Consider the following 26,568-nt stretch of genomic DNA (forward strand, 5'->3'; position numbering starts at 1 on the left):
AGGGGACCGCGCAGTGATCGAGCCGCTTCCACCCGGCAGGGCACGGCTGATCGGCCCGTACCAGCTCCTCGGGCTGCTGGGCGCCGGCGGCATGGGTGAGGTGTATCTCGCCCGGCCCGCCGGTGCGCCGGACCCCCTCTCCGGGCTGGTCGCGCTGAAGACCCTACGCGCCGATCTCGACCTCGACGACGGCTTCCGGACCCGCTTCCGGCGTGAGATCGACGCGGCGGGCGCCGTGCGCAGCCCGCACACCGCGTCCCTCGTCGGCGGCGACTCGGGCGGCCGGCTGCCCTGGCTGGCGACCGAGTACGTCCCCGGCCCCTCGCTCGCCGAGGCGGTGATCCGGGGAGGGCCGATGCCCGAGCCGGTGGTGCGGGAGATGGGCGCCGGTCTGGCCCGCGCGCTCGCCGACATGCACGCGGTGCGCGTGCTCCACCGCGACCTCAAACCGGGCAACGTGCTGCTCGGCGCCGACGGGCCGAAGGTCATCGACTTCGGGATCGCCCAGGCCTTCGACGCCACCCAGCTGACCCGTACCGGTGTGGTCGTCGGCAGCCCCGGCTACATCTCGCCGGAGCACGTCAACGGCTCACGTGCGCTGGTACCCGCGTCGGACGTCTTCTGCCTCGGTGCGGTGCTCGCCTTCGCGGCGGCCGGCCGGGGCCCGTTCGACGACTCCGACATGGCCGCCGTGATCTTCCGGATCGCTCAGGGCGAGGCCGAACTCTCCCGCGTGCCACCGCAGTTGCGCGCGGTGATCGAGGAGTGCCTGCGCAGCGAGGCCGGGGCCCGGCCGACGCCGCAGCAGCTGGCCGAGATGCTGGTGCCGGGCCCGGCGACCCCAGGGGCCTTCCCCTGGACGGAAGCGGTGCGGGGGCAGCTCGCCGCGCACGCGGCGGCGGCGCGTGCCGCCGCGGAGGCGGCCGCCCCGGCCGCCGTCGCACCGCCGGCCCCGTCCGCGGCCCCGCACCCCGGCGGACCCGCCCTCGTCCCGACGCCGGTCGTGCCGGTGGCCGTACCGGTTGACCGCAAGGGCAACAAGGGGCTGTGGATCGCATTGGCGGCGGCGGCCACGGTGGTGTGCGTGGTGCTGGGCGCGGTGCTGCTGCCGGGACTCTTCGAGGGGGACGGCGGGAGCGACGACAACGCGGGCGGGAACGGTGGCGGCGCGGGGCCGACCGCTTCCGCCTCGGACGCCGCGCGGACGAAGGCGGGGCCCGCGGTCGTGCCGGGCGCGGACGCGGGCCACACGGGGGACTTCGGGGCGGCCGCCACCGACGTCTCCAGGAAGCCGGCGGGCTGGAAGGCGTGGAAGACCAAGGTCGAGAGCGGGCCGGTGGAGTGCGTCCTGGCGGACACGTCCCTGGTCTGCGGCGGCCCGCGGCGCATCACCGTGCTGGACGCCGCGAACGGCGAACGGCGCTGGCGGACCGAGCCGGGCGGGACGGACAGCGGACCGGCCTCGGTGGCCGCCGTCATCGGCACCACCGTCTACGCCTTCCAGGACGGCGCCCTGGTGGCGCTCGGCCTGGACGACGGGGCGCGGAAGTGGCGGGAGCCGCTGCCCGAGGGCACACAGGTGACCGACTCGGTCCAGTCGGACGGAGTCCTGTACTACGCCACGAGGGCCACCGGCACGGGCACGTCCCGGCTCCTCGCCCACCAGCTCACCGGCAAGCAGACCCGCAAGTGGGACAAGCCCTGGGACGACCCGGCCGACGAGCCGGAACTGTCCTTCGCGGACGGCCGGCTCGTCGCGGTCGGAGACGGCGTCACCGTCCTCAAGGGCGCGGACGGCGCACGGCTGGCAGCCGTCGGTGCCGGTGACATCACCTGCCGTACGCCGGTCCTGAAGGGCAAGGAACTCCTCTGCGCGGGCTCGAACGGCCTGACGGTCGTCGATGTGACGGCCCCGCAGAACCGCCGCACGCTCGCCGACGGCCTGGACATCGCCTACCGGCCCGTCGTGTCGAGGGACGGCAAGGTCGTGGTGAGCGGCCGGTACCGGGTGTACGCGTTCGGCCTGGCCGACGGGAAGCAGTACTGGGCGTCCTACGACGGCGGCGAGACGATGGGCGACGGGGGCGGGCTGGCCGTGGCCGGCGACATGGCCGTTGTCGTGGAGGACGAGAACATCGTCGCGTTCGCCATGGACTCCGATGGAGAGGCGCAGGACGCGGGCTCACGCCTCCCCTCGGAGTGGCCGGACGAGAAGCAGGACCCGGCGTCGGTCTCGTACGTCGCCCGGGGCGACGCGATGTTCCTGAGCTTCGACGACGGGACGGCCATCTCCATCTACATGCCCTGAGGGCTACGGCCCACGGGACAGCCCTCAGTCGTCGTCGCCGTCACGGTCGCTGTCGTGGCCGTCGTCCGACCGGTCCGCCGTCACCTTGCCCGTCTTCGCGTCGATGTCCAGCTCGTGCTGCTTGCCGTCCTTGCCCCGGACGTCGACCTCCCAGTGCGGCGCCTTGCCGCTCCGGCCGCCGTCGTCGTCCAGGCCGACCGAGGTCACGGTCCCGGGGTTCGCCTTCAGTGCGGCGTCGAGCGCCGAGTCCAGGGACACTGCGGCGGACCGGGGCGCGTGCCGGTCGCGGTCGTCGCCGTGGTCGTCGTCATCGTCGGAGGTGTGCTCGGCGAGCACCTTGCCGTTGCCCGCGTCCACCGTCACGTCGTGCCAGACCTTGTCGGCGCCGTACACGTCGAGCTCCCAGACGAGCCCGCCGTCCTCGTCGTCCAGCTCGGCCTCGGTGACCGTGCCGGGGACGGCCTTGAGGGCGGCCGCGACCGCGTCCTTCACGTCCACCCGGGCGGTGCCGTCGCTCGCCACGCTGCTGCTGACCTCGCGGTCGTGGCTGTCGTCGTCCGCGAAGGCGACCGCGGTGGCGGCTCCGCCGCCGACGAGCACGGCCGCGGTGACGGCGGCGATGACGATCTTGCGCTTCATGAGGGTTCCTCCCCGATCGGGTGGCCGGTTTCGATGAGGACCACAGTGCCGGGGTGATGCTGAACGCAGCCTGAAGCCACCTGAAGCCGTCTTCAGGTTCGGTTTGCGACCCTGTGCGTATGCGCCTGTTGATCGTGGAGGACGAGAAGCGGCTCGCGACGGCCCTGGCCGCGGGGCTCACCGCCGAGGGCTTCGCCGTGGACGTCGTGCACGACGGCCTCGAAGGGCTGCACCGGGCCGCCGAAGGGGCGTACGACCTCATCGTCCTCGACATCATGCTGCCGGGGATGAACGGCTACCGGGTCTGCGCCGCCCTGCGCACCGCCGGGCACGAGACGCCCATCCTGATGCTGACGGCGAAGGACGGGGAGTACGACGAGGCGGAGGGCCTCGACACCGGGGCCGACGACTATCTGACCAAGCCCTTCTCGTACGTCGTGCTGGTGGCGCGGATCCGGGCGCTGCTGCGGCGCCGGGGCGGCGGTTCCGGCTCGCCGGTGGTAGCCGTCGGCGCCCTGCGCATGGACACCGCCGCCCGCCGCGTCCACCTCGGCGACGCCGAGATCACCCTCACCACCAAGGAGTTCGCGGTGCTGGAACAGCTCGCGCTGCGGGCCGGGCAGGTGGTGAGCAAGGCGGACATCCTCGAACACGTCTGGGACTTCGCCTACGACGGCGACCCGAACATCGTCGAGGTGTACGTGAGCACACTGCGGCGCAAGCTCGGCCCGGCCGCCATCCGCACGGTGCGCGGCGCCGGGTACCGGCTGGAGGCGCTGTGAGGTCGGTCCGGGCCAGGGCCGCGCTCGGCGCCACCGTGGTGGTCGCCCTCGCGCTGATCGGTGCCGGGCTCTCCGTGCTCCTCGTCCTTCGCGCCAACCTCACCGACCAGGCGGGGCTCCAGGCCGAGGTGGTGGCCCGGGAAGTGGCCGGGCAGCTCGCCCTCGACGTGCCGTACGACCGGCTGGAGATGCGTGACGAGGAGGACCATCCGGTCCAGGTGACCGACGAGGACGGGCGGGTGGTCGCCGTCTCCAAGGACCTCCGGGCGATCTCCGGCACCGGCACGGACCGGGTCACACCCGTCCCGGCCCCGGCCGCCGGGGCATCCGGCAGCGGGAGCGACGACGACAACGGGGGCGACGACGCGAGCGATGACGACGACGGTCACGCCACCCCCGCCCCCGGCCGCGGCGAAGTCGACTCCGACGAACCGGACTTCAGCAACGGCACCGCGAACGTGGACGGCGAGAGCGCCGACTACCGTTTCGCGTCCGTGCGGGCGACGACCCCCGCCGGGGTGACGCTGACCGTGCACGCGGGCGCCCCGCTGGCCGCCGAGCAGGAGGCCGTGGGCACGGTGCGCGGCGCGATGCTGATCGGGCTGCCGCTCCTGCTGCTCGTCGTCGCCGGGGTGACCTGGCTGGTGACCCGGCGGGCACTGCGCCCGGTCGAGGGCATCCGGCGAGAGCTGGCCGCGATCACCGCGTCCGAGGACCTGAGCCGACGGGTGCCGGAGCCCGGCTCGCGCGACGAGGTCGCCCGGCTGGCCCGTACGACCAATGAGACGCTCACCGCGCTGGAGACATCCGTCGACCGGCAGCGGCGGTTCGTCGCGGACGCCTCGCACGAACTGCGCAGCCCGATCGCCTCGCTGCGCACCCAGCTGGAGGTGGGCGCGGCCCATCCGGAGCTGCTGGACCTGCCGGGCGCGGTCGCCGACACCGTACGGCTCCAGGCGCTGGCCGCCGATCTCCTGCTGCTGGCCAGGCTGGACGCGGGGGAGCGGCCGGGGCGTGCGGTGCTGGACCTGGGTGCGCTGGTCCGCGAGGAGGTCTCGCAGCGCATCGGGGACCGGATCGCGGTGACGGTGTCGGTGCCGGACTCCGGGCCGTTCGAAGTGGCCGGATCACGCGGGCAGTTGGCGCGGGTGATCGGCAATCTGCTGGACAACGCGGAGCGGCATGCGCGGAGCGCGGTGACCGTCTCGGTGCGGGCGGTGGAGCGGGGCGAGGTGGTCGTCGCGGTCACCGACGACGGGGCGGGCGTGGAGCCGGAGGAGCGCGAGCGGATCTTCGAACGTTTCGTGCGGCTCGACGACGCCCGCACCCGGGACGACGGCGGCGCGGGTCTCGGCCTGGCCATCGCCCGGGACGTCGCCCTCCGGCACGGGGGCCGGCTGACGGTCGACGGTGCGCGGGAGGGCGGCGCCCGGTTCGAGCTCAGGCTGCCCGGCGCCGGCTGACCGCCGCCCCACCGCTGGTCACGCCTTGCCGCTGTTCACGCCTTGCCGCGGCGTCCCCGCAGATGCTCCGCGATCGGGGTCAGCGCCGCGTGCAGGTCCGCCAGCGCCTCCGGCGTCAGCAGGTCGATGAAGTGCTTGCGGACCGACGCCACGTGGTGCGGCGCCACCTTGCGCATCGTCTCCGCGCCGTCCTCGGTCAGGACCGCGTACAGACCGCGCCGGTCGGACTCGCAGTTCTCCCTGCGGACCAGGCCGGCGTTCTCCATGCGGGTGATCTGGTGCGAGAGCCTGCTCTTGGACTGCAGCGTCGCGGTGGCGAGGTCACTCATCCGCATGCGCTGGTCGTCCGACTCCGAGAGGTTGACCAGGATCTCGTAGTCGTTGTTGGTCAGGCCGAACGGCTGGAGATCCTTCTCCAGTTGGTGCATCAGCAGCCTGCTGACGTCCAGGTGGGTGCGCCAGGCGCACTGCTCCGTGTCGTTCAGCCAGCGGGTGGCCGTCTCGGTCTCCATATATGGATTCTACCTAAGAAGTTGAAAGCCGGACGAAGTAGGGGGGTGTGACGGTCCGCACCGGTCCGGAGGTGGGTCCGACCGGGGGGTGCAGACGTTCGACATCACGCTCCGCAGCCTACCGTTCACAAACCGAAGCGGCGCTGGAGGTCCCCGAGCTGACCGGGCATACGGGGTGAGGCGCCAGGTTGACCGCCGCCGCCCGGAACCCCGGCCTGCCCCGGCACCGCGCCCGTCGGCTGTTCGGCCATCAGGATCTCGGTCGACTGGAGCAGCACCGTGCCCGCGCCGACGAACTCGAACTGGTGCTCCTCGCCCGAGGTGCCCCCGATCCCCGTCAGTGACCGCAGCCCGCCCATCACGCCCGTCATGTAGCCGTGGTCGTAGTGGTGGCACGGCGAGGGGCAGTCCGCCCAGCCCACCAGGGCCTGCGGGTCGACCCGCAGCGGCGGCTCCATGAAGACCACCGGTCCGTTGGAGGCGGCCACGAACTTCCCGGTACCGATCAGGGTCAGAAATCCCGGCACGATCGACTGCTTGAGTGCCAGCGACGGCTGGTAGGCCAGGAGATTGCCCGACCTGATCGTCAGGTTCCCCTCGTCCAGGTCGTAGGAGTTCACGTCGAAGGCCCGGTCCGCGAGCAGCATCTTGCCGCTGCCCTCGGCCACCACCCAGTCGCTCGCGTGCAGCGGTGAGTGGAAGCTCGTACGGATCAGCCGCTCGAAGCGGCCGTGACCGATGCCGTTGAAATCGATCCGCCCGTAGTAGGCGATCATCTTGCCCTTCTGCAGGAACCACTGGCTCCCCTTGAGCTCCACGCAGAAGGTGTACGCGTTGACGTTGTCGTCCGACGGCAGCGTCATCGGGTCGAAGACCACGGGCGTGCTCACAGCTTCTCCTCCGAGGCCTGTACGTACACCGCGCCACTGCCGCTCAGTTCCAGCTGGAACGCCTCGCCGGAGCCGCGCCCCACCATGTCGCGCCAGCCGAGCGCGGTCGAGAGTTTGTTCCGTACGTCGCCGTGGTGCGCGACGTACGCCTGCGGGTCCACATGGACGTCGCGGCCGGGAGTGATCGGCAGCTCGATCACCCCGCCGTGGGCCATCACCGCGACCGCGCCGTGGCCCTGGAGCGTGGTGGTGAACAGGCCCTGCCCGGTCACCTGGCCGCGCACCATGCCCATCACGCCGCCCTGCGAGCCCATGAACATGGTGCCCTGCTGGAGCGTCCCGTCGAAGGCGAGCAGCCGGTCGGCCTCCACGTACAGGGTGTCGCCGCTCAGGTCGATCACCTGGATGTGATGGCCGCCGTGCCCGAACATCACCGTTCCGCTGCCCTCGACCGTCATCAGCGGGGTCGCCTCGCCCGTCACCCGCCGGCCGATCATCGACATCACGCCGCCCTGGCCGCCCTGGATGTTCGGCGTGAACGACACCTCGCCGCGGTAGGCGAGCATCGCGCCCCGCTGGCTGTACATCTTCTGGCCGGGAACCACCGTCGCCTCGACCATCTTCGAATTGATCTCGCGGAACGGCATCAGACATCGCCCCCGATGGTGTTCCGCTCGCTCGGCTGGACGTAGACCACGCCCTCGCCCTCGAACCGGATCTGGAAGGACTCCCCGGAGCCCTCGCCGATCAGCGTCCGGAAGTTCACCCCGGACTGGAAGTGCTGCTGGAGCTTGCCCTGGTGGGCGACGTAGGCGCCCGGGTCGACGAACAGTGGGTACTGGGCCGAGACCCGCAGCGCCACCGCCGCGCCGTCCGACATGATCGCCACCTGGCCGGTGCCCTCGACGGTGGTGGTGAACAGGCCGTTGCCGCTCGCCCCGCCGCGCAGGCCGGTGAAGGTGGTGCCGGTGCGCATCCCGGCGTCGGCGCACAGCAGATTGCTCGCCTCGACGTAGAGCTTGTCCGCGTGCAGCGAGACGAGGTTGATCTCGCTCGCGCGGTCCGCGAAATAGCAGGTGCCCTGGCCGGTCACCTCCATCACGGACATCTGCTCGCCGGTCAGCCGCCGGGTCACCATGCCGCGCAGCCCGTCACCGCCGCCGGTCATCTTCTTGAACGTCATCCGGCCGTCGTAGGCGACCATCGAGCCGTTCTTCGCCTTGACGGCGTCACCGGCCAGGTCGACGGCGAGCGTTCTGCTGCCTTGAAGTCGGAACATTGCCACGGAGCGACGTTAACGCCACGCGGCCCGGCCCGGACAGGGCCCGGGACAGGATCCCCGGCCCCGGACCGCCCCTGATACGCATCCGGTACCGGACCCGTACGCAACCGGGACGTATCCCCGACGGCGATCCGGCCCCCGGCGCCGACCACCGTGCGCACCGATGCCACAATGGGGCGAGCTTGTGCCCCTATTCACAAGCTGTCACCGTCCTCCCACCGAAGGTGCCCTCGTGGACATCAAGACCGCTACCGCCCTGCACCGGCTGCGCCTCATCTCGATTCCCGAGGCGCTCTCCTTCCCGGCACTGATCATCTTCGGCTCGGTCCTGAGCCGGGTCTCCGACATCGACTTCCTGATGATGCCGCTCGGCATCCTGCACGGCGTGCTCTTCGTGATCTATGCCGTCCTGCTGCTCGACGTCTGGGCCAAGACCAAGTGGCCGCTGAAGCGCGTCGCGCTCTTCTTCCTGCTCGCGCTGCTGCCGTTCGGCGGGCTGTACGGCGACAAGCTGCTCAAGCGCTACGAGGCCGACGGTGCCATCGCCGCCCGTGCCCGCCGTGAAGGCGTGGTCAGCGCGTGATCGTCGCGTTCTCGGTCAGCCCGCTGGGCGTCGGTGAGGACGTCGGCGAGTACGTCGCCGACGCCGTCCGGGTCGTCCGCGAGTCCGGTCTGCCCAACCGCACGGACGCCATGTTCACCTCCGTGGAAGGTGAATGGGACGAGGTCATGGACGTCGTCAAGCGCGCCGTCGCCGCCGTCGAGGCCCGTGCCGGACGCGTCTCCCTCGTGCTCAAGGCCGACATCCGCCCCGGCGTCACCGACGGCCTGACCTCCAAGGTCGAGACGGTCGAGCGCTACCTCGCGGACTGACGCCCGGCCCGCGACGCCCCCCCCGTGACGAGCCCCCGGCCCCCGGCCCGGGGGCTCGCCTCATTCCGCCCGGCCGCGCTCCGGCACGGCCAGGGCGATCCCGAGCGGAGTCCGCTCGTACAGCACCTGATGGCCGTACCGGCGCGAAGTCAGCAGCCCCGCCGCACGCAGCACCGAAAGATGCTCCGACACGGAGGACACCGCGAGGCCCAGACGGTGCGCGAGCGCGCTCGGGCCGGCTGGTTCGTCGAGCGCGCACAGGACATCGGCCCGGCCGCGCCCCAGCAGCCGCGCGAGCGCCTGCGGGGTGCGGTCGGCGGGTTCCGTCCACAGCCCGCCGATGCCGCGTGCCGGGTAGACGATCGCGGGCTGCCACGGCGGTTCGAAGCCGCTGACGGCGTCCGGCCAGCAGAAGACGCTGGGGATCAGGACCAGCCCCTGCCCGCCCAGCACCCGGGTGTGCCTGCCGCGCGTCCCGATGATGGTGAGCGTCGAATCCGACCAGCTCAGCTGGGGGCTCAACTCGCCGAGCAGCCGCTCGAAGCCGACCGCGGCGAGCCGCCGCGAGTGGTAGGCGATGTCCGCCTCCAGCAGCGCGCGCAGCCGCGGCCAGTGCGGCTCGATCAGCACCCGCCAGGCCCGCTCCAGCAGATCGGCCAGATACCGGACGGTCCCGACCGGATCGGCGAGCATCGTCTGTCCGGTGGGGGAGCGCAGCAGTTCGGGCCGGTTGGCCAGTGACAGCGCGATGTCCCGGCGGGCGACCTCCGGATCGACGGACCGCACCCCGGCGATCTCCTCCTCGAAGGTGGTGACCGGACCGGGCGGTGGCGGGCTGAAGAAGTCGGGGTTGTGCCCGTGCCGTGCCATCAGCCGCCACAGCGGCCCGAGTTCGAGACCGTCGGCCGCGTCGCGGATCAGCCGGAGCCACGGCAGGTGGTACCCGTGCCGCTCGGGCTGGGCCAGGACGCGCACGGCCGCCTGGGTCTCGCCGAGCGGTGACAGCGCGAACCGGCAGCGCAGCAGATCGCCCCCGTCGAGGTGCAGCTGGAACGACATGCACGGCCCCCCGTGACTTTCGGTGTGGGCCGAAAGTCTACGGAGAGCTGCCGCAGGCCCTCAGGCTGCGACCATGCCGTCAGACACCGAAAACCCAGCGGTCCCTCCCTCCCCCGGGGCGACCGCCCCCGACGCTGCCGACGCCGGTACCTCCGGCGGCTACCGCGCCGTCTTCGCCGTCCGGGAGTTCCGGGCGGTCTTCGCCGCGCATCTGCTCTCCCTCCTCGGCGTCGTCGTCAGCGAGCTCGCCCTCACCGTCCTGGTGTACGGGCTCACCGGCTCGCCCCTGCTCGGCGCGCTCACCTTCGCGCTCGGCCTTCTCCCGTACCTGGTGGGAGGCACCCTCTTCGCCGCGGTCGCCGACCGCTACCCCGCCCGCCGGGTCCTCGTCACCTGCGATCTGATCTGTGCCGGCTGCGTCACCGTGATGGTGCTGCCGGGCACCCCGGTCGGCGGACTGCTCGCACTGCGCTGCCTGATCGCCGCCGTCTCGCCGGTCTTCACCGGGACGCGGATGGCCGCGCTCACGGACATCCTGGGCGAGGGCGAGCGCTACGTCCTCGGCCGCTCGCTGCTGCGGATCGTCTCGCAGAGCGCACTGCTCGCCGGCTTCGGGGCGGGTGGGGCGCTGCTCGCCGTGTTCTCGCCCCGGGGCGCGATCACGGTCACCGCGGTGACCTTCCTCTGCTCGGCTGCCCTGCTCCGCTTCGGCACCCGGGACCGGCCCGCCAGGTCCGACGGGGACCGTCGTGACGCCCTGCTCAAGGAATCGCTCGCCGGAGCCCGCGACCTGCTCGGGAACCGCAGGATCCGCGCGCTGATGCTGCTCTTCTGGGTGCCCCCGCTGTTCGTCGTCGCACCGGAGGCGCTGGCCGCCCCGTACGCGGACGAGATCGGGGCCGGCCCCGTCGCGCTGGGACTGCTGATGTGTGCGATGCCCGTCGGCCAGATCGTCGCCGAACTCTGCGTCGGCACGGCGCTCAGCTCCCGGCTGCGCGCCCTGGTCGTGCTGCCGGCCGCCGTCGCGGGACCGCTGCCCCTGGTGGTGTACGGACTGCGCCCGGACACGGTCGCGACCGCGCTCGCGCTGGTGCTCGCCGGGACGGGCGGGGCGTACGTCATCGGCCTCGACCAGTGGTTCGTCGAAGCCGTCCCGGAGGCGCTGCGCGGCAGGGCCATGACGCTGCTCACCGCCGGACTGATGACGCTCCAGGGGGTCGGTATGGCCCTTGCCGGGCTCGCCGCCGAGTTCTTCCCCGTGCACCAGGTGGTCGCCGGAGCCGGCGCGGTCGGCGCCCTCTGTCTGCTGCCGCTCGCCCTGGAGGTCAGGAGGACCGCCCCCGCCCACCGTATGGGGAATTCGGACCGAAGTTCGAGACAGGGCTGACCAGCATATGACCAGTGGGTAAGGTCGGTGCCGTGCCGAAGCCGCTCAGTCTCCCCTTCGATCCCATCGCCCGCGCCGACGAACTCTGGCAGCAGCGCTGGGGCCCCGTGCCCTCGATGGGGGCGATCACCTCGATCATGCGCGCCCAGCAGATCCTGCTCGCCGAGGTCGACGCGGTGGTCAAGCCGTACGGACTGACCTTCGCCCGCTACGAGGCGCTGGTGCTGCTCACCTTCTCCAAGGCCGGCGAGCTGCCGATGTCCAAGATCGGTGAGCGGCTCATGGTCCACCCCACCTCCGTCACCAACACCGTGGACCGGCTGGTGCGCTCCGGCCTGGTCGACAAGCGCCCCAACCCCAACGACGGCCGCGGAACGCTCGCCTCCATCACCGACAAGGGCCGCGAGGTCGTCGAGGCGGCGACCAGGGACCTGGTCGACATGGAGTTCGGGCTCGGGGTGTACGACGCCGAGGAGTGCGCGGAGATCTTCGCGATGCTGCGCCCGCTGCGGGTCGCCGCCCACGACTTCGAAGAGGCGTAGCGAAGGGCTCGGGCAAGTGGCGTAGCGGAGGAAACACGGGGCGTAGAACGGCGTTTCGAGAGCCCGGCCCGCTGCAAGATCGCCCCGGCCGTCCGGTTAGTCTCGATGCCATGAAACGCAGTGTGCTGACCCGGTACCGGGTGATGGCCTACGTCACCGCCGTCATGTTGCTGGTGCTCTGCACCTGCATGGTCTTCAAGTACGGATTCGACACGGGCGAGGGCCTGACGCTCGTCGTCTCCCAGATCCACGGTGTGCTCTACATCATCTACCTGATCTTCGCCTTCGACCTCGGCTCCAAGGCGAAGTGGCCGATGGGCAAGCTGCTCTGGGTGCTGATCTCCGGCACCATCCCGACGGCCGCGTTCTTCGTCGAGCGCAAGGTCGTCCGCGAGGTCGAGCCGCTGATCGCCGACGGCGCCCCCGTCACCGCCAAGGCCTGATCCGGCCGGAGCCCCGGACCCTTCGAACCGCCCCGTGCGAAGCACCGGGCGGTTTGCCATCGACATTTAGTAGGACGTCCTAGTAAATTCGATGGTATGGACGCTGACGCGATCGAGGAAGGCCGCCGCCGCTGGCAGGCCCGTTACGACAAGGCCCGCAAGCGTGACGCGGACTTCACCACACTCTCCGGGGATCCGGTGGAACCCGTGTACGGCCCCCGCCCCGGGGACACGTACGAGGGATTCGAGCGGATCGGCTGGCCCGGTGAGTACCCCTTCACCCGGGGGCTCTACCCGACCGGCTACCGGGGCCGGACCTGGACCATCCGCCAGTTCGCCGGCTTCGGCAACGCCGAGCAGACCAACGAGCGCTACAAGATGATCCTGGCCGCGGGCGGCGGCGGGCTCAGCGTCGCCTTCGACATGCCGACGCTGATGGGCCGCGACTCCGACGACCCCCGCTCGCTCGGCGAGGTCGGGCACTGCGGCGTGGCCATCGACTCCGCCGCCGACATGGAGGTCCTCTTCAAGGACATCCCGCTCGGCGACGTCACGACGTCGATGACGATCAGTGGCCCCGCCGTCCCGGTCTTCTGCATGTACCTGGTCGCCGCCGAGCGCCAGGGGGTCGACCCGGGCGTGCTCAACGGCACGCTCCAGACCGACATCTTCAAGGAGTACATCGCGCAGAAGGAGTGGCTCTTCCAGCCCGAGCCGCATCTGCGCCTCATCGGCGACCTGATGGAGCACTGCGCCCGCGACATCCCCGCCTACAAGCCGCTCTCCGTCTCCGGCTACCACATCCGCGAGGCCGGGGCGACGGCCGCGCAGGAGCTCGCGTACACCCTCGCCGACGGCTTCGGCTACGTGGAGCTCGGCCTCTCCCGCGGCCTGGACGTCGACACCTTCGCGCCCGGCCTCTCCTTCTTCTTCGACGCGCACCTCGACTTCTTCGAGGAGATCGCCAAGTTCCGCGCGGCCCGCCGGATCTGGGCCCGCTGGATGAAGGAGACGTACGGGGCGAAGACCGACAAGGCCCAGTGGCTCCGCTTCCACACCCAGACCGCCGGAGTCTCGCTCACCGCCCAGCAGCCGTACAACAACGTCGTACGGACGGCCGTCGAGGCGCTCTCGGCGGTGCTCGGCGGCACCAACTCGCTGCACACCAACGCCCTCGACGAGACCCTCGCGCTCCCCTCCGAGCAGGCCGCCGAGATCGCCCTGCGTACCCAGCAGGTGCTGATGGAGGAGACCGGCGTCGCCAACGTGGCCGACCCGCTGGGCGGTTCCTGGTACGTCGAGCAGCTCACCGACCGGATCGAGGCCGACGCCGAGAAGATCTTCGAGCAGATCAAGGAGCGCGGCACCCGGGCCCACCCGGACGGGCAGCACCCCATCGGGCCGATCACCTCCGGCATCCTGCGCGGCATCGAGGACGGCTGGTTCACCGGCGAGATCGCCGAGTCCGCCTTCCGTTACCAGCAGGCGCTGGAGAAGGGCGAGAAGCGGGTCGTCGGCGTCAACGTCCACCACGGCTCGGTCACCGGAGACCTGGAGATCCTGCGGGTCAGCCACGAGGTCGAGCGCGAGCAGGTCCGGGTGCTCGGCGGCCGCAAGGACGCCCGCGACGACGCCCGGGTCAAGTCGGCGCTGGACGCGATGCTGGCCGCCGCCCGCGACGGCTCCAACATGATCGCGCCGATGCTGGACGCGGTACGGGCCGAGGCGACGCTCGGCGAGATCTGCGGCGTCCTGCGCGACGAGTGGGGCAGCTACACGGAGCCGCCCGGCTTCTGAGTTCCGGGTGGCGGCACTACGCGGAGGCCGCGGCCTTCAGCCCCGCCAGCAGCAGTACGGTGAAGCGCCGGGCCCAGTCCGCGTCGACGGGCTCGGCGCTCACCAGGGCCCGGTGCACGACCGCGCCGGCGATCACATCGAAGATCAGATCCGCGGTCGCCGCCGCCGCGTCCTCGTCCTGCTCGACGGGCAACTCCCCGCGCTCCTGCGCCCGTCGGCGCCCCTGGAGCACCAGCCGCTTCTGCCGGTCCACGATCGAGTCGCGGATCCGGGTCCGCAGCGCCTCGTCGCGCGTCGACTCCGCGACCACCGCCATCAGCGCGGTCTGGGTCTCCGGCCGTTCGAGCAGCGCGGCGAACTGCAGCACCACCGCCTGCACATCGGCCGACAGGCTGCCCAGATCGGGCAGTTCCAGCTCGTCGAAGAGGACCGCGACGGCGTCCACGACCAGCTCGTTCTTGCCCGCCCACCGCCGGTACAGGGTCGTCTTGGCCACCCCGGCCCGCGTCGCCACATCGCTCATCGTCAGCTTCGACCAGCCGAGGTCGACCAGGGAGGCCCTGGTCGCCTCCAGGATCGCCTCATCGGCCGCGGCACTGCGCGGGCGTCCCGTTCGAAGGGGTTTGGGGTGGCTGCGGCTCAGCATGCCGTGACCATACCGGTCAGTAAGTAGAACCGACCGGCCCCGATCGCCGTGAGACAGATCACCGATGGCACCTGTGCGCGAGGGGTGGTCGGCAGTTACGCTACGGGTCGTAGCGTAAGGACGACGATCATGGCGTCGTGACGCCGCAACCGAATGACAACCACAGGCACCGGGTGGGGACCCGGCGCCGAACCGGGTCTTTCAGGGGCCCTCCGCCGTGTCCGTGGGATCACGGCTCGAACCGTGTCCGCCCGCATGCCCCGCACACCGGCCGGGGCTGCGGACGGGCGCTGTTCCCGTATCGCTTTCCGGATCGGCGCACCGAGGGGGGAGGATGTACGTATGCAGCCTAGGAACATGTCCATGAGCGGCGTCGTCGACCTCGCCGCGGTGAAGGCGGCCGGCGAGGCCAAGGTGAAGGCGGAGCAGGCCCGTGCGGAGGCCTCCCGGCAGGGTGGTGGCGGCGCGGTGCCGCCGTCCGCCCTGGTGATCGATGTCGATGAGGCGGGCTTCGAGAGCGATGTCCTGCAGCGTTCCGCCGAGGTCCCGGTCGTCATCGACTTCTGGGCCGAGTGGTGCGAGCCGTGCAAGCAGCTGGGCCCGCTCCTGGAGCGCCTGGCCCGCGAGTACAACGGCCGCTTCGTGCTGGCCAAGGTCGATGTCGACGCCAACCAGATGCTGATGCAGCAGTTCGGCATCCAGGGCATCCCGGCGGTCTTCGCCGTCGTCGCCGGGCAGGCCCTCCCGCTCTTCCAGGGCGCGGCCCCCGAGGCCCAGATCCGGCAGACGCTGGACCAGCTGATCCAGGTCGGCGAGGAGCGGTTCGGGCTCACCGGGATCGTGGTCGACCAGGACGCCGCCGACGGGATCGCCGACCAGGCTCCGGCCGAGGCGCCCGCGGGGCCGTACGACGCCCTGCTCGAAGCGGCCGTGCAGGCCCTGGACGCCGACGACTTCGCCGGTGCCGTCCAGGCGTACCGGAACGTCCTGTCCGACGACCCGGCCAACACCGAGGCCAAGCTCGGCCTCGCCCAGGCCGAACTCCTCTCCCGGGTCAAGGACATGGACGCCCAGCGGGTCCGCGAGGAGGCCGCCGCGAAGCCGGCCGATGTCGCGGCGCAGCTCGCCGCCGCCGATCTGGATCTGGTCGGCGGTCATGTCGAGGACGCCTTCGGCCGGCTCGTCGAGACGGTGCGGCGCAACTTCGGTGACGACCGGGACGCCGCGCGGCTGCGGCTGCTGGAGCTGTTCGAGGTGATCGGCCCCGACGACCCGCGGGTCGTCGCCGCGCGCACGGCGCTGGCGCGGGTCTTGTTCTGATGTGACAAGCGGCCGCGGTACCCCGCCGGGGACCGCGGCCGTTTTCGCGTCCGGACGATAAGAGGCGGCCCTGCTTTACCAAATCTTGATAAAACAAGGGCCTGTTACTCGCAGTAAATCAACCACTGGGATCTGTCCGTATTGACGCGACGATCCCCCCTTTCGTCCCTCGCTTCGAAACCACCCTGTGTGGCCGGGTGGTACCAGCCGGTCGAGCATTGGTTATCGGGCCGTTACTAGCGAGTAACGAACCCCCTTGTGCCACGGGCGGGAATGCACCACGATCGGCCACGCTCGGTCCAATAACGCCAGCCCGGCTGCCAGTCGGTGCGGCGGCCCTGTTGGGTCCCCACCGAGTGGGCCGGCGGCAGTGACGCGGGCTCCGGACAGGGGGGTTCCTGTCGTCCGGCAGGGCCTGTCCGATACGGGTCGCGCGCATGCGTGGCCAGTGGTTGTCGCTCGGGGGTGATCGCCGGTGATTCGGACGCGGTTCATGCCTCCGTCCGCAGGCGCTCTCCTTGCCGAGGACGTAGCACTTCTCCCATCCCAGGACGGGCCCAGACCCGGACCGGAGATGTACGTCCGAGAAGGAGGAAAATTATGAGTTCCCAGGTTCGTGGCGGCACCAGATGGAAGCGCTTCGCTCTGGTCATGGTGCCGAGCGTCGTCGCGACCGCGGCGGTGGGCGTCGGTCTCGCGCAGGGTGCCCTCGCGGCGTCCTTCAGCGTGTCCGGCCAGAGCTTCAAGGTGAGCACCGACAAGCTCGTCGGCCATGACTTCGTCCAGTACGGCTCCGTCGCCACCGGTATGAACCCCGAGGGCAAGAACGGGGCGCACGCCGTTGCCGTGTCCGGCTTCAGCGATGCCACGATCACCAACATGTGCCAGTCGGTGGTCACGCCGAACCTGCCGTTCGGTCTGGGCACGGTCACGCTGCAGCTGAAGGCGGGCACCGACCCGGAGAAGCCGGTCAAGGCGACCAACCTGTACCTCGATGTCGCCGAGCTCGACGCCGACGCGTACTTCGAGAACATCGACATCGGTGTCGCCGCCGGTGACATGGGCAAGCCCGGCATCCAGGCCGGTACCGAGAAGGCCGTCAACCCGAACGGCTTCGCGCAGCGCGCCGAGACGGTGACGCTGACCGACGTGAAGCAGACGGCATGGGCGACCACCGCCGGCACCTTCAAGCTCAGCAACCTGAGCCTGCGGCTGCACAGTGGCACCAAGGAGTGCTACTAAGCACCCGCCGGGTGGCCGGAGCGCTCCCTGGGGGACTCCGGCCGCCCACCCATTCTCTTCTCACAGCAGTACCGGTTCCAGGGAGCTGTTTTCCATGAGCCCCGAGTCCACAGGGCAGAACGAGCACTACCTCCGCGTCTTCGGGCGGAGATTCCGCGCCTGGCGGGGTAACCGGCCGTTCTGGGCGGGCCTGTTCACCATCGTGGGTGGTCTACCCATCGCGTACTTTCCGTACGCCAACATGCACCTCGGCAACGTCACACTGGCGATGTCCACCACTGCCGGTGCCGGTTCCCTGATCATCGGGATCCTGCTCGTCACACTGGGCCTCACCATGTGGTTCCACCACATCGTGAGGGTGTTCGCCGGGGTCGCCGCGATCCTGCTGGCGCTGATCTCGATACCGGTCGCCAACATCGGCGGCTTCCTGGTCGGCTTCCTGTTCGCCCTGCTGGGTGGGGCGCTCTCCATCTCCTGGGCCCCGGGCGAGCCGACGCCGGACGCCGGGCCGGCCGGCATGGCGGGGGAGAAGTCCGGGGCGGGCCCCGGTGCGCAGGAGTCCGGACCCGAGTTCCACAGCACGGCAGCGGTGCCCCAGCAGCAGCCGGAGCAGTACGACACGACAGTTGAGGTCGACGGCGGGAGGCATCGTGCGGGGTGACGAGAGGCAGCTGAACTCGACCGGGGAAGAACCCGGCACGAGAGGTGGGCCGCGCCACGCGGCCCCCAGGAAGTCCTTGCTGACGAAGCTGCACATACCCGCGGGCAAGGCGTTCGCGCTCGCCGCGATGCCGACGGCCGTCTTCGTGGGCATGGGGCTCACCCCCAAGCTCGCGCTGGCCGACGACAGCTCCGACATCCCGTTCGCGCCCGGTCCCTGCGTGACCCGCTCCGACGAGCCGAGCGAGGAGCCCTCGCCGTCCGCGTCGAAGTCGCCGACCCCGTCCCCCTCCGCCACCGACTCCGGTGACAAGGGCGGTTCGGCGACCCCGAAGCCCTCGACGACCCCGTCCGCGAGCGACTCGGCCCAGCCGAAGGCGAAGGCCGCCGAGGCCGGGGCCGACGCACCGGCCGCCACGCCGAGCGCCTCGCCGACCCCCACCAAGTCGACGAACCCGCTCGACCCGCTGGGCGTCGGTGACGCGCTCAGGGACCTCTTCGACGGACCGGACAAGGAGACGGCGAGCCCGTCCCCGAGCGCGAGCACCGCTTCCCCGAAGCCCTCGGCGACCGACACCGCCGAGAAGTCCACCGAGGAGTCCGCCGACAAGCCCGTCGAGAAGGCCGCCGACGCCGCGAAGGAGACGGCCGACAAGACCGCCGCCGCCATCCGCGAGGCCGCCGACAAGGCCGGCAAGTCGGTCGAGGAGCTCGACGAGGACGTCAAGGGGCTCGACGCCAAGAAGGACGAGGACATCCCGGACGGCGCCAAGGAGCGCTTCCCGTGTCCCACCGCCGACCCCGAGGCCCTGGCCGCGGCCGATCTGGAGACCGGCGTCCCGCTGCTCCCGGACGACCCGTGGATCCTGGAAAGCTCGATGCTCACCCTCAGCGGGCTCGACTACAAGGGCATCGTCGAGGTGAAGACGTACGGCGGCAAGGTCAAGAAGGTGCTGAAGTTCACCGCCAGCTCCATCGACATCGACAACCTTCACCAGAAGACCGTCGGTCCGGCCGGAACGACGGCCCATGTCGAGGCGCGGAAGGGCTCCAAGTCCACCATCCGCCACGGCACGGTGACGATGTACACGGAGGAGCTGAAGGGCAACCTCTTCGGCCTCATCCCGGTGACGTTCAGCCCGGAGACACCGCCTCCGCTGAACGTGCCCTTCGCCTTCTTCACCAAGGTCAAGGTCACCCAGGCCGGCCAGTTCGGCGGCTCGCTCAAGATTCCCGGGCTGCACAACTACTTCACCGGCGCCAACAGCTAGCAGAAGCCGGCACGGTCCCGTCCGGGAGCCGCAAAGGGCCGTGGGCCGCACTCGTCAGGAGTGCGGCCCACGGTCGTTCGGCCAGGCGGGAGGGGTGCGTCAGTCGCGGCTGCCGCCGCCGACGTGGTGCACCCGGACCATGTTGGTCGTGCCCGGGATGCCGGGGGGCGAACCGGCCGTGATGACCATGGTGTCGCCCGCGTTGTAGCGGCCCAGCTTCAGCAGCTCGCCGTCGACCAGGTCGACCATCGCGTCCGTGTTGTCCACGTGCGGCACGACGTGGGCCTCGACGCCCCAGCTCAGCGCGAGCTGGTTGCGGGTGGACTCGTCCGTGGTGAAGGCCAGGATCGGCTGCGCCGCGCGGTAGCGGGAGAGCCGGCGGGCCGTGTCACCGGACTTGGTGAAGGCGACCAGCGCCCGGCCGTTCAGGAAGTCCGCGATCTCGCAGGCCGCACGGGCCACCGAACCGCCCTGGGTACGGGGCTTCTTGCCCTGGACCAGCGGCTGCAGGCCCTTGGAGAGCAGCTCCTCCTCGGCGGCCACGACGATCTTCGACATCGTCTTGACCGTCTCGATCGGGTACGCGCCCACGCTGGACTCGGCCGACAGCATGACCGCGTCCGCGCCGTCCAGGATCGCGTTGGCGACGTCGGACGCCTCGGCACGGGTCGGCCGCGAGTTGGTGATCATCGACTCCATCATCTGGGTCGCGACGATCACCGGCTTGGCGTTCCGCCGGCAGAGCTCCACCAGGCGCTTCTGCACCATCGGGACCTTCTCCAGGGGATACTCGACGGCCAGGTCGCCGCGGGCGACCATCACACCGTCGAACGCCATGACGACGCCCTCCATGTGCTCGACGGCCTGCGGCTTCTCGACCTTGGCGATGACGGGGACCCGGCGGCCCTCCTCGTCCATCACCCGGTGGACGTCCTTGACGTCGTCGGCGTCCCGCACGAAGGACAGCGCCACCAGGTCGCAGCCCATTCGCAGGGCGAACCGCAGGTCGTCGATGTCCTTCTCGGACAGGGCCGGGACATTGACCGCCGCACCGGGCAGGTTGATGCCCTTGTGGTCGGAGATGACACCGCCCTCGATGACGATGGTCTTCACCCGGGGGCCCTCGACCTCGACGACCTTCAGCTCGACGTTGCCGTCGTTGATCAGGATCGGGTCGCCCTTGGCCACGTCGCCCGGCAGGCCCTTGTAGGTCGTGCCGCAGATCGACTTGTCGCCGGGGACGTCCTCGGCGGTGATGGTGAACTCGTCCCCGCGGACCAGCTCGACGGGACCCTCGGCGAACTTCGCCAGGCGGATCTTCGGGCCCTGCAGGTCGGCGAGCACACCGATCGCCCGCCCGGTCTCGGCGGCGGCCTTGCGGACCCGGTCGTAACGACCCTGGTGCTCCTCGTGGCTGCCGTGACTGAAGTTGAAGCGGGCCACGCTCATGCCGGCCTCGATCAGAGCGACGAGCTGCTCGTGCGAGTCGACGGCGGGACCGAGTGTGCAGACGATTTTGGAACGGCGCATGAGGCGGATCCTATCGGTTTGTTTCGCTACGGAATATTCCGTCTGGTGGAAGGTACAAAGGGGCGCGGGGGTGCTCAGTTGTGGGCTTGTCCGACGAGCGCGAAGGTCTGCACGGCTATCTCCAGTTCCTCGTCCGTCGGCACCACGGCGACCGCGACCCGCGCGTAGTCGGGCGAGATCAGCCGGGGCTCGTCGGACCGTACGGCGTTCAGATCCGCGTCCACCGCGAGACCGAGCTCTTCGAGACCGGCGACGGCAGCCTCCCGCACCGGTGCCGAGTTCTCCCCGACCCCCGCCGTGAACGCCACGGCATCCACTCGGCCGAGGACCGCCGAATAGGCGCCGATGTACTTCTTCAGCCGGTGCACGTAGATGTCGAAGGCCAGCGCCGCACGCTCGTCGCCCTCGTCGATGCGGCGCCGGATCACCCGCATGTCGTTGTCGCCGCAGAGGCCGACCAGACCGCTCTTCTTGTTGAGCAGGGCGTCGACCTCGTCCGCCGACATCCCCGCGACGCGCATCAGATGGAAGGTGACGGCCGGGTCGATGTCCCCGGAGCGGGTGCCCATCACCAGCCCTTCCAGAGGCGTCAGCCCCATCGAGGTCTCCACGCACCGGCCACCGGCCACCGCCGACGCCGAGGCGCCGTTGCCCAGGTGCAGCACGATGACATTGACTTCCTCGGGGGTGCGTCCCAGCAGCTCGGCGGCCTTGCGGGAGACGTACGCGTGCGAGGTGCCGTGGAATCCGTAGCGCCGGATGTGGTGCGCGTCGGCGGTCTCCGTGTCGATCGCGTACCGCGCCGCGTACTCCGGCATCGTCGTGTGGAAGGCCGTGTCGAAGACCGCCACCTGCGGCAGGTCGGGCCGCAGGGCCATGGCGGTACGGATGCCGGTGACGTTCGCCGGATTGTGCAGCGGGGCCACCGGGACCAGGCGCTCGATCTCCTCCAGCACCTCGTCGTCGATCACCACGGGCTCGGTGAACCGCAGCCCGCCGTGCACCACCCGGTGGCCGATCGCCGCCAGCTGCGGGGAGTCCAGGCCGAGCCCGTCGGCCGCCAGTTCCTCCGCCGCCGCCTTCAGCGCCGCCTCGTGGTCGGCGATCGGACCGGTGCGCTCACGCCGCTCGGCTCCTCCACCGGTCAGCGGGGTGTGCACCAGCCGGGAGGTCTCCTCGCCGATCCGCTCGACCAGCCCCACCGCGAGCCGGGTGCGGTCGCGCATGTCCAGCAGCTGGTACTTCACCGACGAGGAGCCGGAGTTGAGGACCAGCACGCGGTGCGCGCCCGCCGTGGTGGAACCCGCTGTGGTCGGGGTGGTCATCCGTTCACTCCTTGCCCTGCGCCTGGATCGCCGTGATGGCCACGGTATTGACGATGTCCTGGACGAGCGCGCCCCGGGACAGGTCGTTGACGGGCTTCCGCAGCCCCTGGAGCACCGGTCCGACGGCCACCGCGCCCGCCGAGCGCTGCACGGCCTTGTACGTGTTGTTGCCGGTGTTCAGGTCCGGGAAGATCAGCACCGTCGCCTGGCCCGCCACCTCGGAGCCGGGCAGCTTCGTCGCGGCGACGCTCGGCTCCACCGCGGCGTCGTACTGGATCGGGCCCTCGATCCGCAGGTCCGGCCTGCTCGCGCGGACCCGGTCCGTCGCCGCGCGCACCTTGTCGACATCGGCACCCGACCCCGAGGTCCCCGTCGAGTACGACAGCATCGCGATCCGCGGGTCCACGCCGAACCGGGCGGCGGTGGCCGCCGACTGCACCGCGATGTCGGCGAGCTGCTCCGCGTCCGGGTCCGGATTGACCGCGCAGTCGCCGTACACCAGCACCTTGTCGGCGAGGCACATGAAGAAGACGGAAGAGACGATCGAGGCGTCCGGCTTCGTCTTGATGATCTCGAAGGCGGGACGGATCGTCGCCGCGGTGGAGTGCACCGCCCCGGAGACCATGCCGTCCGCGAGCCCCTCCTGGACCATCAGGGTGCCGAAGTAGTTGACGTCCGCGACGACGTCGTACGCCAGCTCCACCGTGACCCCGCGGTGCGCCCGCAGCTGGGCGTACCGCTCGGCGAAGGTCTGGCGCAGTTCGGCGGTCTGCGGGTCGATGAGCTGCGTACCGGCGAGGTCGATGCCGAGGTCGGCGGCCTTCTTGCGGATGACGTCGGGGTCGCCGAGCAGGGTGAGGTCGCAGACGTCGCGGCGCATCAGTACGTCGGCGGCGCGCAGCACCCGCTCCTCGGTGCCCTCCGGCAGCACGACCCGGCGCCGGTCGGCGCGGGCCTGCTCCAGCAGTTCGTGCTCGAACATCATCGGGGTGACGCGGCCGCTGCGGGCCACCGATATCCGCTCCAGCAGGGCTCCGGTGTCCACATGGCGCTCGAAGAGGCCCAGCGCGGTCTCCGCCTTGCGGGGCGTCGCGGCGTTCAGCTTGCCCTCCAGGGCGAAGAGCCGGGCCGCGGTGGGGAAGGATCCGCCGGCCACCGACACGACCGGGGTGCCCGGTGCGAGTCGCGCGGCCAGCCTGAGTATCTCCTCGCCGGGGCGCTCGTCCAGGGTCAGCAGCACCCCCGCGATGGGCGGCGTCCCGGCGCTGTGCGCGGCCAGCGAGCCGACGACCAGGTCCGCCCGGTCCCCGGGCGTGACCACCAGGCAGCCCGGCGTCAGCGCGTTCAGCATGTTCGGCAGCATCGCGCCGCCGAAGACGAAGTCCAGCGCGTCCCTCGCCAGCCCGGAGTCGTCGCCGAGCAGGACCGTGCCGCCGAGCGCCGCGGTGATCTGGGCGACGGTCGGCGCGGAGAGCGCCGCGTCGTCGGGCAGGACCGAGCAGGGGACGGGCAGCGTGGCCGTCAGCCGCTCCGCGAGGGCGTCGCGGTCCTCGGCCGCCACCCGGTTCACGATCATCGCGATCACGTCGCAGCCCAGTCCGGCGTACGCGCGGTAGGCGTTGCGGGTCTCGGCCCGCACGGACTCCGCGGTCTGCCCCTTTCCGCCGACCACCGCGATCACCGAGGCGCCGAACTCGTTGGCCAGGCGGGCGTTGAGGGCCAGCTCGTCGGGGAGCTGGGTGGCGGCGAAGTCGGTGCCGAGCACCAGCACCACCTCGTACTTCCGGGCCACCTGGTGGAACCGGTCGACCAGCCGGGAGACCAGCTCGTCGGTGCCCTGTTCCGCCTGGAGCGCGGACGCCTCGTGGTAGTCGAGCCCGTAGGCCGACGCGGGTTCCTGGGAGAGCCGGTAGCGGGCCCGCAGCAGTTCGAACAGGCGATCGGGTCCGTCGTGGACGAGCGGCCGGAACACCCCGACCCGGTCCACCTGACGCGTCAGGAGCTCCATGACTCCCAGATCGACGACCTGCCGGCCGTCTCCCCGGTCGATCCCGGTCACGTACACGCTGCGCGTCACGCGTGTTCTCCCGTCCAATTGCGGTTTGGGATGGTATTGCCATGTTGACGATACCCGTGGCAACCGAGGCGTCGCCCGCCGGGCGAAGCGCCCCGTGCGGGGGCCGCGGAGCCGTCCCGGAGGGCGCCGGGCGCAGGGGCTCTCGTTTGGACCAGACCAGTCGTGGGACAATCGTCGTGGCTCACGGTACGGGGGATTCAGTGGACGTCCCCCGAAATGCACGGCACTAGCGAGCAGGAGACAAGGCACGATGCGCATCGGAATTCTCACCGCAGGCGGCGACTGCCCAGGTCTGAACGCAGTGATCCGGTCGGTCGTGCACCGCGCCGTGGTGGGCCACGGCGATGAAGTCATCGGCTTCGAGGACGGGTTCAAGGGCCTCCTCGACGGACATTTCCGCCCCCTCGACCTCAACGCGGTCAGCGGCATCCTCGCCCGCGGCGGCACCATCCTCGGCTCGGCCCGGCTGGAGCGCGACCGGCTGCGCGAGGCCGCCGAGAACTGCGCCGAGCTGAGCCGCCGTTACGGTATGGACGCCCTCATCCCGATCGGCGGCGAGGGCACCCTCACCGCGGCCCGGATGCTGTCGGACGCGGGCATGCCCGTCGTCGGCGTCCCCAAGACCATCGACAACGACATCTCCGCCACGGACCGGACCTTCGGCTTCGACACGGCGGTGGGCGTCGCCACCGACGCCATAGACCGCCTCAAGACCACCGCCGAATCGCACCAGCGGGTCATGGTCGTCGAGGTGATGGGCCGGCACGCGGGCTGGATCGCGCTGGAGTCCGGAATGGCGGGCGGCGCGCACGGCATCTGTCTTCCCGAGCGCCGCTTCCAGGTCGAGGACCTGGTGAAGATGGTCGAGGAACGCTTCGCGCGCGGCAAGAAGTTCGCGGTCATCTGCGTGGCCGAGGGCGCGCATCCGGCGGAGGGCTCCATGCCGTACGCCAAGGGCGAGATCGACCAGTTCGGCCACGAGCGCTTCCAGGGCATCGGCAACCGGCTGGCCATCGAGCTGGAGACCCGGCTCGGCAAGGAGGCCCGGCCGGTCATTCTCGGCCATGTGCAGCGGGGCGGCACGCCGACCGCGTACGACCGGGTGCTCGCCACCCGCTTCGGCTGGCACGCGGTGGAGGCGGCGCACCGGGGGGACTTCGGCCGGATGACGGCGCTGCGCGGCACCGACATCGAGATGGTTCCGCTTGCCGACGCGATCACACAGCTCAAGACGGTGCCCAAGGACCGGATGGACGAGGCCGAGTCGGTCTTCTGACCCGCTCCGGCCCCGGCCGCACGGCAGCGGCCCCGCTCGAACGACCCTGCGGCCCTGACTGTCCCCCCGTGGACGGTCAGGGCCGCTTGCCGTTCCCCCGGCGTCCGGGACCGTTCCGGATGGTCGGATCCGGACGGGCCGCGGTGCCGGAAACAACTCTTGAGCCGACGGACCGGATCAACAAGGCTTGTCCCTGTCCGGGACATGTCCCAACCTTGTCCGGGCGTGGAATCCAGGGGAGAGGCACAGCAGATGGTCGTCGAGGGCAGAGCTCCGGATCCTCGTGGGGCGCGCAACACGCCCGAGTTCATAGCCCTGTTGGGGGTGCTCAAGGAGGCGTCGGGTCTGACGTACCGCGAACTGGCCCAGCGGGCCGAAGCGGTCGGGGACGTGCTGCCGCGCTCCACGATCGCCAACATGCTGGGGCGTACGTCGGTCCCGCGCGAGGAGCTCCTCGCCGCCTTCGTACGGGCCTGCGGCTGCGGGCCCGCGGAGGTGGCGGACTGGCTCGCCGTGCGCAAGGAACTCGCCGTGCACGGGGAGCGGGCCGCGACGGTGGAGGAGCCCGCGGCGGCACCCGAAGCCATCGCCGGGCACTCGTCGGAGCCGCCCACCGTCCCGCTGCCCGGACCGGCGGCCCCGGCCGGCCGGCGCCGGTCCAGGACCGTTCTGGCCGCCGCCGTCGGGCTCGTCGTGCTCGCCGCCGCCGCGGTGACCGTCACCCTCCTCGTACGGGACGACGGGCGGGAAGCCACCCCCGTGAGCGGGCCCGTGGCCGGGCGGACGGTGCAGATACGGTCCGTGCACTCCGGGTTCTGCCTCTCCGAGAAGCGGGGCAGCGACAGCGGGCGGCTGTACCAGGTGCCGTGCGACCAGGAGACGATCCCGAGTTTCTCCCTCAAGCGGCTGGCCGGCGACGCCTGGCGGATCGTGACCGATCACCCGGAGTACGACCTGGGCTGCACCGGAGTCTGGGACGGGATGCGGGATGCCGGAGCCGGGTTGCAGGACCAGGGTTGTGGCGAACGCGGCGATGCGGAGCAGTTCCTGATCGAGCCCGTCGGCCGTCCCGTCGAGGGGTACCGCATCCGTCCCGCCCACACCCGCCTGTGCGTCGGTGCCGAGGGGAACAGCAAGGAGCGCGGCGCCAAGCTGGTGCAGACGAGCTGCGACGGAGCGGACCGGGGAAGCCTGTTCTCCTTCGACCCGGTGGTCACGAAGACGGCCGGCGGCTGAGCGCGTAC

Annotated in this window: 25 protein-coding genes; 15 read left to right on the forward strand and 10 right to left on the reverse strand. The window is 71.0% G+C overall.

Annotated elements, in window-relative coordinates; translation table 11 throughout:
- The first annotated feature begins 13 nt into the window (after positions 1–13).
- Positions 14–2,308: a protein kinase gene (locus tag ACFYY1_RS10555; RefSeq protein ID WP_388583162.1), complete on the forward strand. Its 2,295-nt coding sequence runs from the start codon at positions 14–16 to the stop codon at positions 2,306–2,308.
- 24 nt (positions 2,309–2,332) lie between these two features.
- On the opposite strand, the gene ACFYY1_RS10560 is transcribed toward ACFYY1_RS10555, so the two are convergent.
- On the reverse strand, positions 2,333–2,947 hold the full coding sequence (locus ACFYY1_RS10560) for a PepSY domain-containing protein (protein WP_388583164.1): 615 nt from the start codon (positions 2,945–2,947) through the stop codon (positions 2,333–2,335).
- A gap of 119 nt (positions 2,948–3,066) precedes the next feature.
- Between ACFYY1_RS10560 and ACFYY1_RS10565 the strand changes: the two genes are divergently transcribed.
- Together ACFYY1_RS10565 and ACFYY1_RS10570 are read left to right on the forward strand one after the other, a co-directional pair.
- On the forward strand, positions 3,067–3,729 hold the full coding sequence (locus ACFYY1_RS10565) for a response regulator transcription factor (protein ID WP_388583166.1): 663 nt from the start codon (positions 3,067–3,069) through the stop codon (positions 3,727–3,729).
- On the forward strand, positions 3,726–5,192 hold the full coding sequence (locus ACFYY1_RS10570; protein ID WP_388583168.1) for an ATP-binding protein: 1,467 nt from the start codon (positions 3,726–3,728) through the stop codon (positions 5,190–5,192). The genes ACFYY1_RS10565 and ACFYY1_RS10570 overlap by 4 nt, the downstream gene beginning before the upstream one ends.
- A gap of 35 nt (positions 5,193–5,227) precedes the next feature.
- Here the strand turns inward: ACFYY1_RS10570 and ACFYY1_RS10575 are convergent, their stop codons facing one another.
- The 4 genes from ACFYY1_RS10575 to ACFYY1_RS10590 form a co-directional block, all read right to left on the reverse strand.
- The gene (locus tag ACFYY1_RS10575) at positions 5,228–5,704 is read right to left on the reverse strand and encodes a MarR family winged helix-turn-helix transcriptional regulator (protein WP_388583169.1); all 477 of its coding nucleotides are present in this window, start codon (positions 5,702–5,704) and stop codon (positions 5,228–5,230) included.
- 125 nt (positions 5,705–5,829) lie between these two features.
- The gene (locus tag ACFYY1_RS10580; protein ID WP_388583171.1) at positions 5,830–6,594 is read right to left on the reverse strand and encodes an AIM24 family protein; all 765 of its coding nucleotides are present in this window, start codon (positions 6,592–6,594) and stop codon (positions 5,830–5,832) included.
- Positions 6,591–7,241: an AIM24 family protein gene (locus tag ACFYY1_RS10585; protein ID WP_388583173.1), complete on the reverse strand. Its 651-nt coding sequence runs from the start codon at positions 7,239–7,241 to the stop codon at positions 6,591–6,593. Before ACFYY1_RS10585 ends, ACFYY1_RS10580 begins: the two co-directional genes overlap by 4 nt.
- Positions 7,241–7,873, reverse strand: a complete 633-nt coding sequence (locus ACFYY1_RS10590; RefSeq protein ID WP_388583495.1) for an AIM24 family protein — start codon at positions 7,871–7,873, stop codon at positions 7,241–7,243. Before ACFYY1_RS10590 ends, ACFYY1_RS10585 begins: the two co-directional genes overlap by 1 nt.
- A gap of 235 nt (positions 7,874–8,108) precedes the next feature.
- Here ACFYY1_RS10590 and ACFYY1_RS10595 point away from each other — a divergent pair, with 235 nt between their 5' ends.
- On the forward strand, positions 8,109–8,459 hold the full coding sequence (locus ACFYY1_RS10595; protein ID WP_388583175.1) for a DUF3817 domain-containing protein: 351 nt from the start codon (positions 8,109–8,111) through the stop codon (positions 8,457–8,459).
- Positions 8,456–8,749: an MTH1187 family thiamine-binding protein gene (locus ACFYY1_RS10600; protein WP_014048385.1), complete on the forward strand. Its 294-nt coding sequence runs from the start codon at positions 8,456–8,458 to the stop codon at positions 8,747–8,749. Before ACFYY1_RS10595 ends, ACFYY1_RS10600 begins: the two co-directional genes overlap by 4 nt.
- Before the next feature lie 60 nt (positions 8,750–8,809).
- Here the strand turns inward: ACFYY1_RS10600 and ACFYY1_RS10605 are convergent, their stop codons facing one another.
- Positions 8,810–9,808, reverse strand: a complete 999-nt coding sequence (locus ACFYY1_RS10605; RefSeq protein WP_388583177.1) for a DUF5937 family protein — start codon at positions 9,806–9,808, stop codon at positions 8,810–8,812.
- A gap of 73 nt (positions 9,809–9,881) precedes the next feature.
- On the opposite strand from ACFYY1_RS10605, the gene ACFYY1_RS10610 reads away from it, so the two are divergent.
- From ACFYY1_RS10610 to ACFYY1_RS10625, 4 genes are all read left to right on the forward strand, one after another.
- The gene (locus ACFYY1_RS10610) at positions 9,882–11,195 is read left to right on the forward strand and encodes an MFS transporter (protein WP_388583179.1); all 1,314 of its coding nucleotides are present in this window, start codon (positions 9,882–9,884) and stop codon (positions 11,193–11,195) included.
- Positions 11,196–11,227: 32 nt separating this feature from the next.
- Positions 11,228–11,737 carry a MarR family winged helix-turn-helix transcriptional regulator gene (locus tag ACFYY1_RS10615; RefSeq protein WP_388583181.1) on the forward strand — a complete coding sequence of 170 codons (510 nt, stop codon included), beginning with the start codon at positions 11,228–11,230 and terminating at the stop codon, positions 11,735–11,737.
- Positions 11,738–11,847: 110 nt separating this feature from the next.
- Entirely contained in the window at positions 11,848–12,180 is a 333-nt protein-coding gene (locus ACFYY1_RS10620) for a DUF3817 domain-containing protein (RefSeq protein WP_388583182.1), read from the forward strand.
- 96 nt (positions 12,181–12,276) lie between these two features.
- Entirely contained in the window at positions 12,277–13,977 is a 1,701-nt protein-coding gene (locus ACFYY1_RS10625; protein ID WP_388583184.1) for a methylmalonyl-CoA mutase, read from the forward strand.
- Between the two features lie 16 nt (positions 13,978–13,993).
- Here the strand turns inward: ACFYY1_RS10625 and ACFYY1_RS10630 are convergent, their stop codons facing one another.
- Positions 13,994–14,623, reverse strand: a complete 630-nt coding sequence (locus ACFYY1_RS10630) for a TetR/AcrR family transcriptional regulator (RefSeq protein ID WP_356086440.1) — start codon at positions 14,621–14,623, stop codon at positions 13,994–13,996.
- A gap of 342 nt (positions 14,624–14,965) precedes the next feature.
- On the opposite strand from ACFYY1_RS10630, the gene ACFYY1_RS10635 reads away from it, so the two are divergent.
- From ACFYY1_RS10635 to ACFYY1_RS10650, 4 genes are all read left to right on the forward strand, one after another.
- Positions 14,966–15,943 carry a tetratricopeptide repeat protein gene (locus ACFYY1_RS10635; RefSeq protein ID WP_388583186.1) on the forward strand — a complete coding sequence of 326 codons (978 nt, stop codon included), beginning with the start codon at positions 14,966–14,968 and terminating at the stop codon, positions 15,941–15,943.
- Between the two features lie 600 nt (positions 15,944–16,543).
- On the forward strand, positions 16,544–17,185 hold the full coding sequence (locus ACFYY1_RS10640) for a DUF6230 family protein (protein WP_388583188.1): 642 nt from the start codon (positions 16,544–16,546) through the stop codon (positions 17,183–17,185).
- Between the two features lie 94 nt (positions 17,186–17,279).
- The gene (locus ACFYY1_RS10645; RefSeq protein ID WP_388583189.1) at positions 17,280–17,846 is read left to right on the forward strand and encodes a DUF6114 domain-containing protein; all 567 of its coding nucleotides are present in this window, start codon (positions 17,280–17,282) and stop codon (positions 17,844–17,846) included.
- Positions 17,836–19,116 carry a hypothetical protein gene (locus ACFYY1_RS10650; RefSeq protein WP_388583191.1) on the forward strand — a complete coding sequence of 427 codons (1,281 nt, stop codon included), beginning with the start codon at positions 17,836–17,838 and terminating at the stop codon, positions 19,114–19,116. The genes ACFYY1_RS10645 and ACFYY1_RS10650 overlap by 11 nt, the downstream gene beginning before the upstream one ends.
- Before the next feature lie 99 nt (positions 19,117–19,215).
- Here the strand turns inward: ACFYY1_RS10650 and pyk are convergent, their stop codons facing one another.
- The 3 genes from pyk to pta all read right to left on the reverse strand — a co-directional run bounded on the left by pyk (position 19,216) and on the right by pta (position 24,048).
- Positions 19,216–20,646 carry a pyruvate kinase gene (gene pyk, locus ACFYY1_RS10655; protein ID WP_388583192.1) on the reverse strand — a complete coding sequence of 477 codons (1,431 nt, stop codon included), beginning with the start codon at positions 20,644–20,646 and terminating at the stop codon, positions 19,216–19,218.
- Between the two features lie 74 nt (positions 20,647–20,720).
- Positions 20,721–21,971: an acetate kinase gene (locus ACFYY1_RS10660; protein ID WP_388583194.1), complete on the reverse strand. Its 1,251-nt coding sequence runs from the start codon at positions 21,969–21,971 to the stop codon at positions 20,721–20,723.
- Positions 21,972–21,975: 4 nt separating this feature from the next.
- Positions 21,976–24,048: a phosphate acetyltransferase gene (pta, locus tag ACFYY1_RS10665; RefSeq protein ID WP_388583196.1), complete on the reverse strand. Its 2,073-nt coding sequence runs from the start codon at positions 24,046–24,048 to the stop codon at positions 21,976–21,978.
- 250 nt (positions 24,049–24,298) lie between these two features.
- On the opposite strand from pta, the gene ACFYY1_RS10670 reads away from it, so the two are divergent.
- Both ACFYY1_RS10670 and ACFYY1_RS10675 read left to right on the forward strand, forming a co-directional pair.
- Entirely contained in the window at positions 24,299–25,324 is a 1,026-nt protein-coding gene (locus ACFYY1_RS10670) for an ATP-dependent 6-phosphofructokinase (protein WP_351260071.1), read from the forward strand.
- A gap of 225 nt (positions 25,325–25,549) precedes the next feature.
- Positions 25,550–26,560, forward strand: a complete 1,011-nt coding sequence (locus tag ACFYY1_RS10675) for a helix-turn-helix domain-containing protein (protein WP_388583197.1) — start codon at positions 25,550–25,552, stop codon at positions 26,558–26,560.
- The last annotated feature ends 8 nt before the right edge of the window (positions 26,561–26,568 follow it).

This window comes from Streptomyces sp. NPDC001890, assembly GCF_042891445.1.
GTDB lineage: Bacteria > Actinomycetota > Actinomycetes > Streptomycetales > Streptomycetaceae > Streptomyces.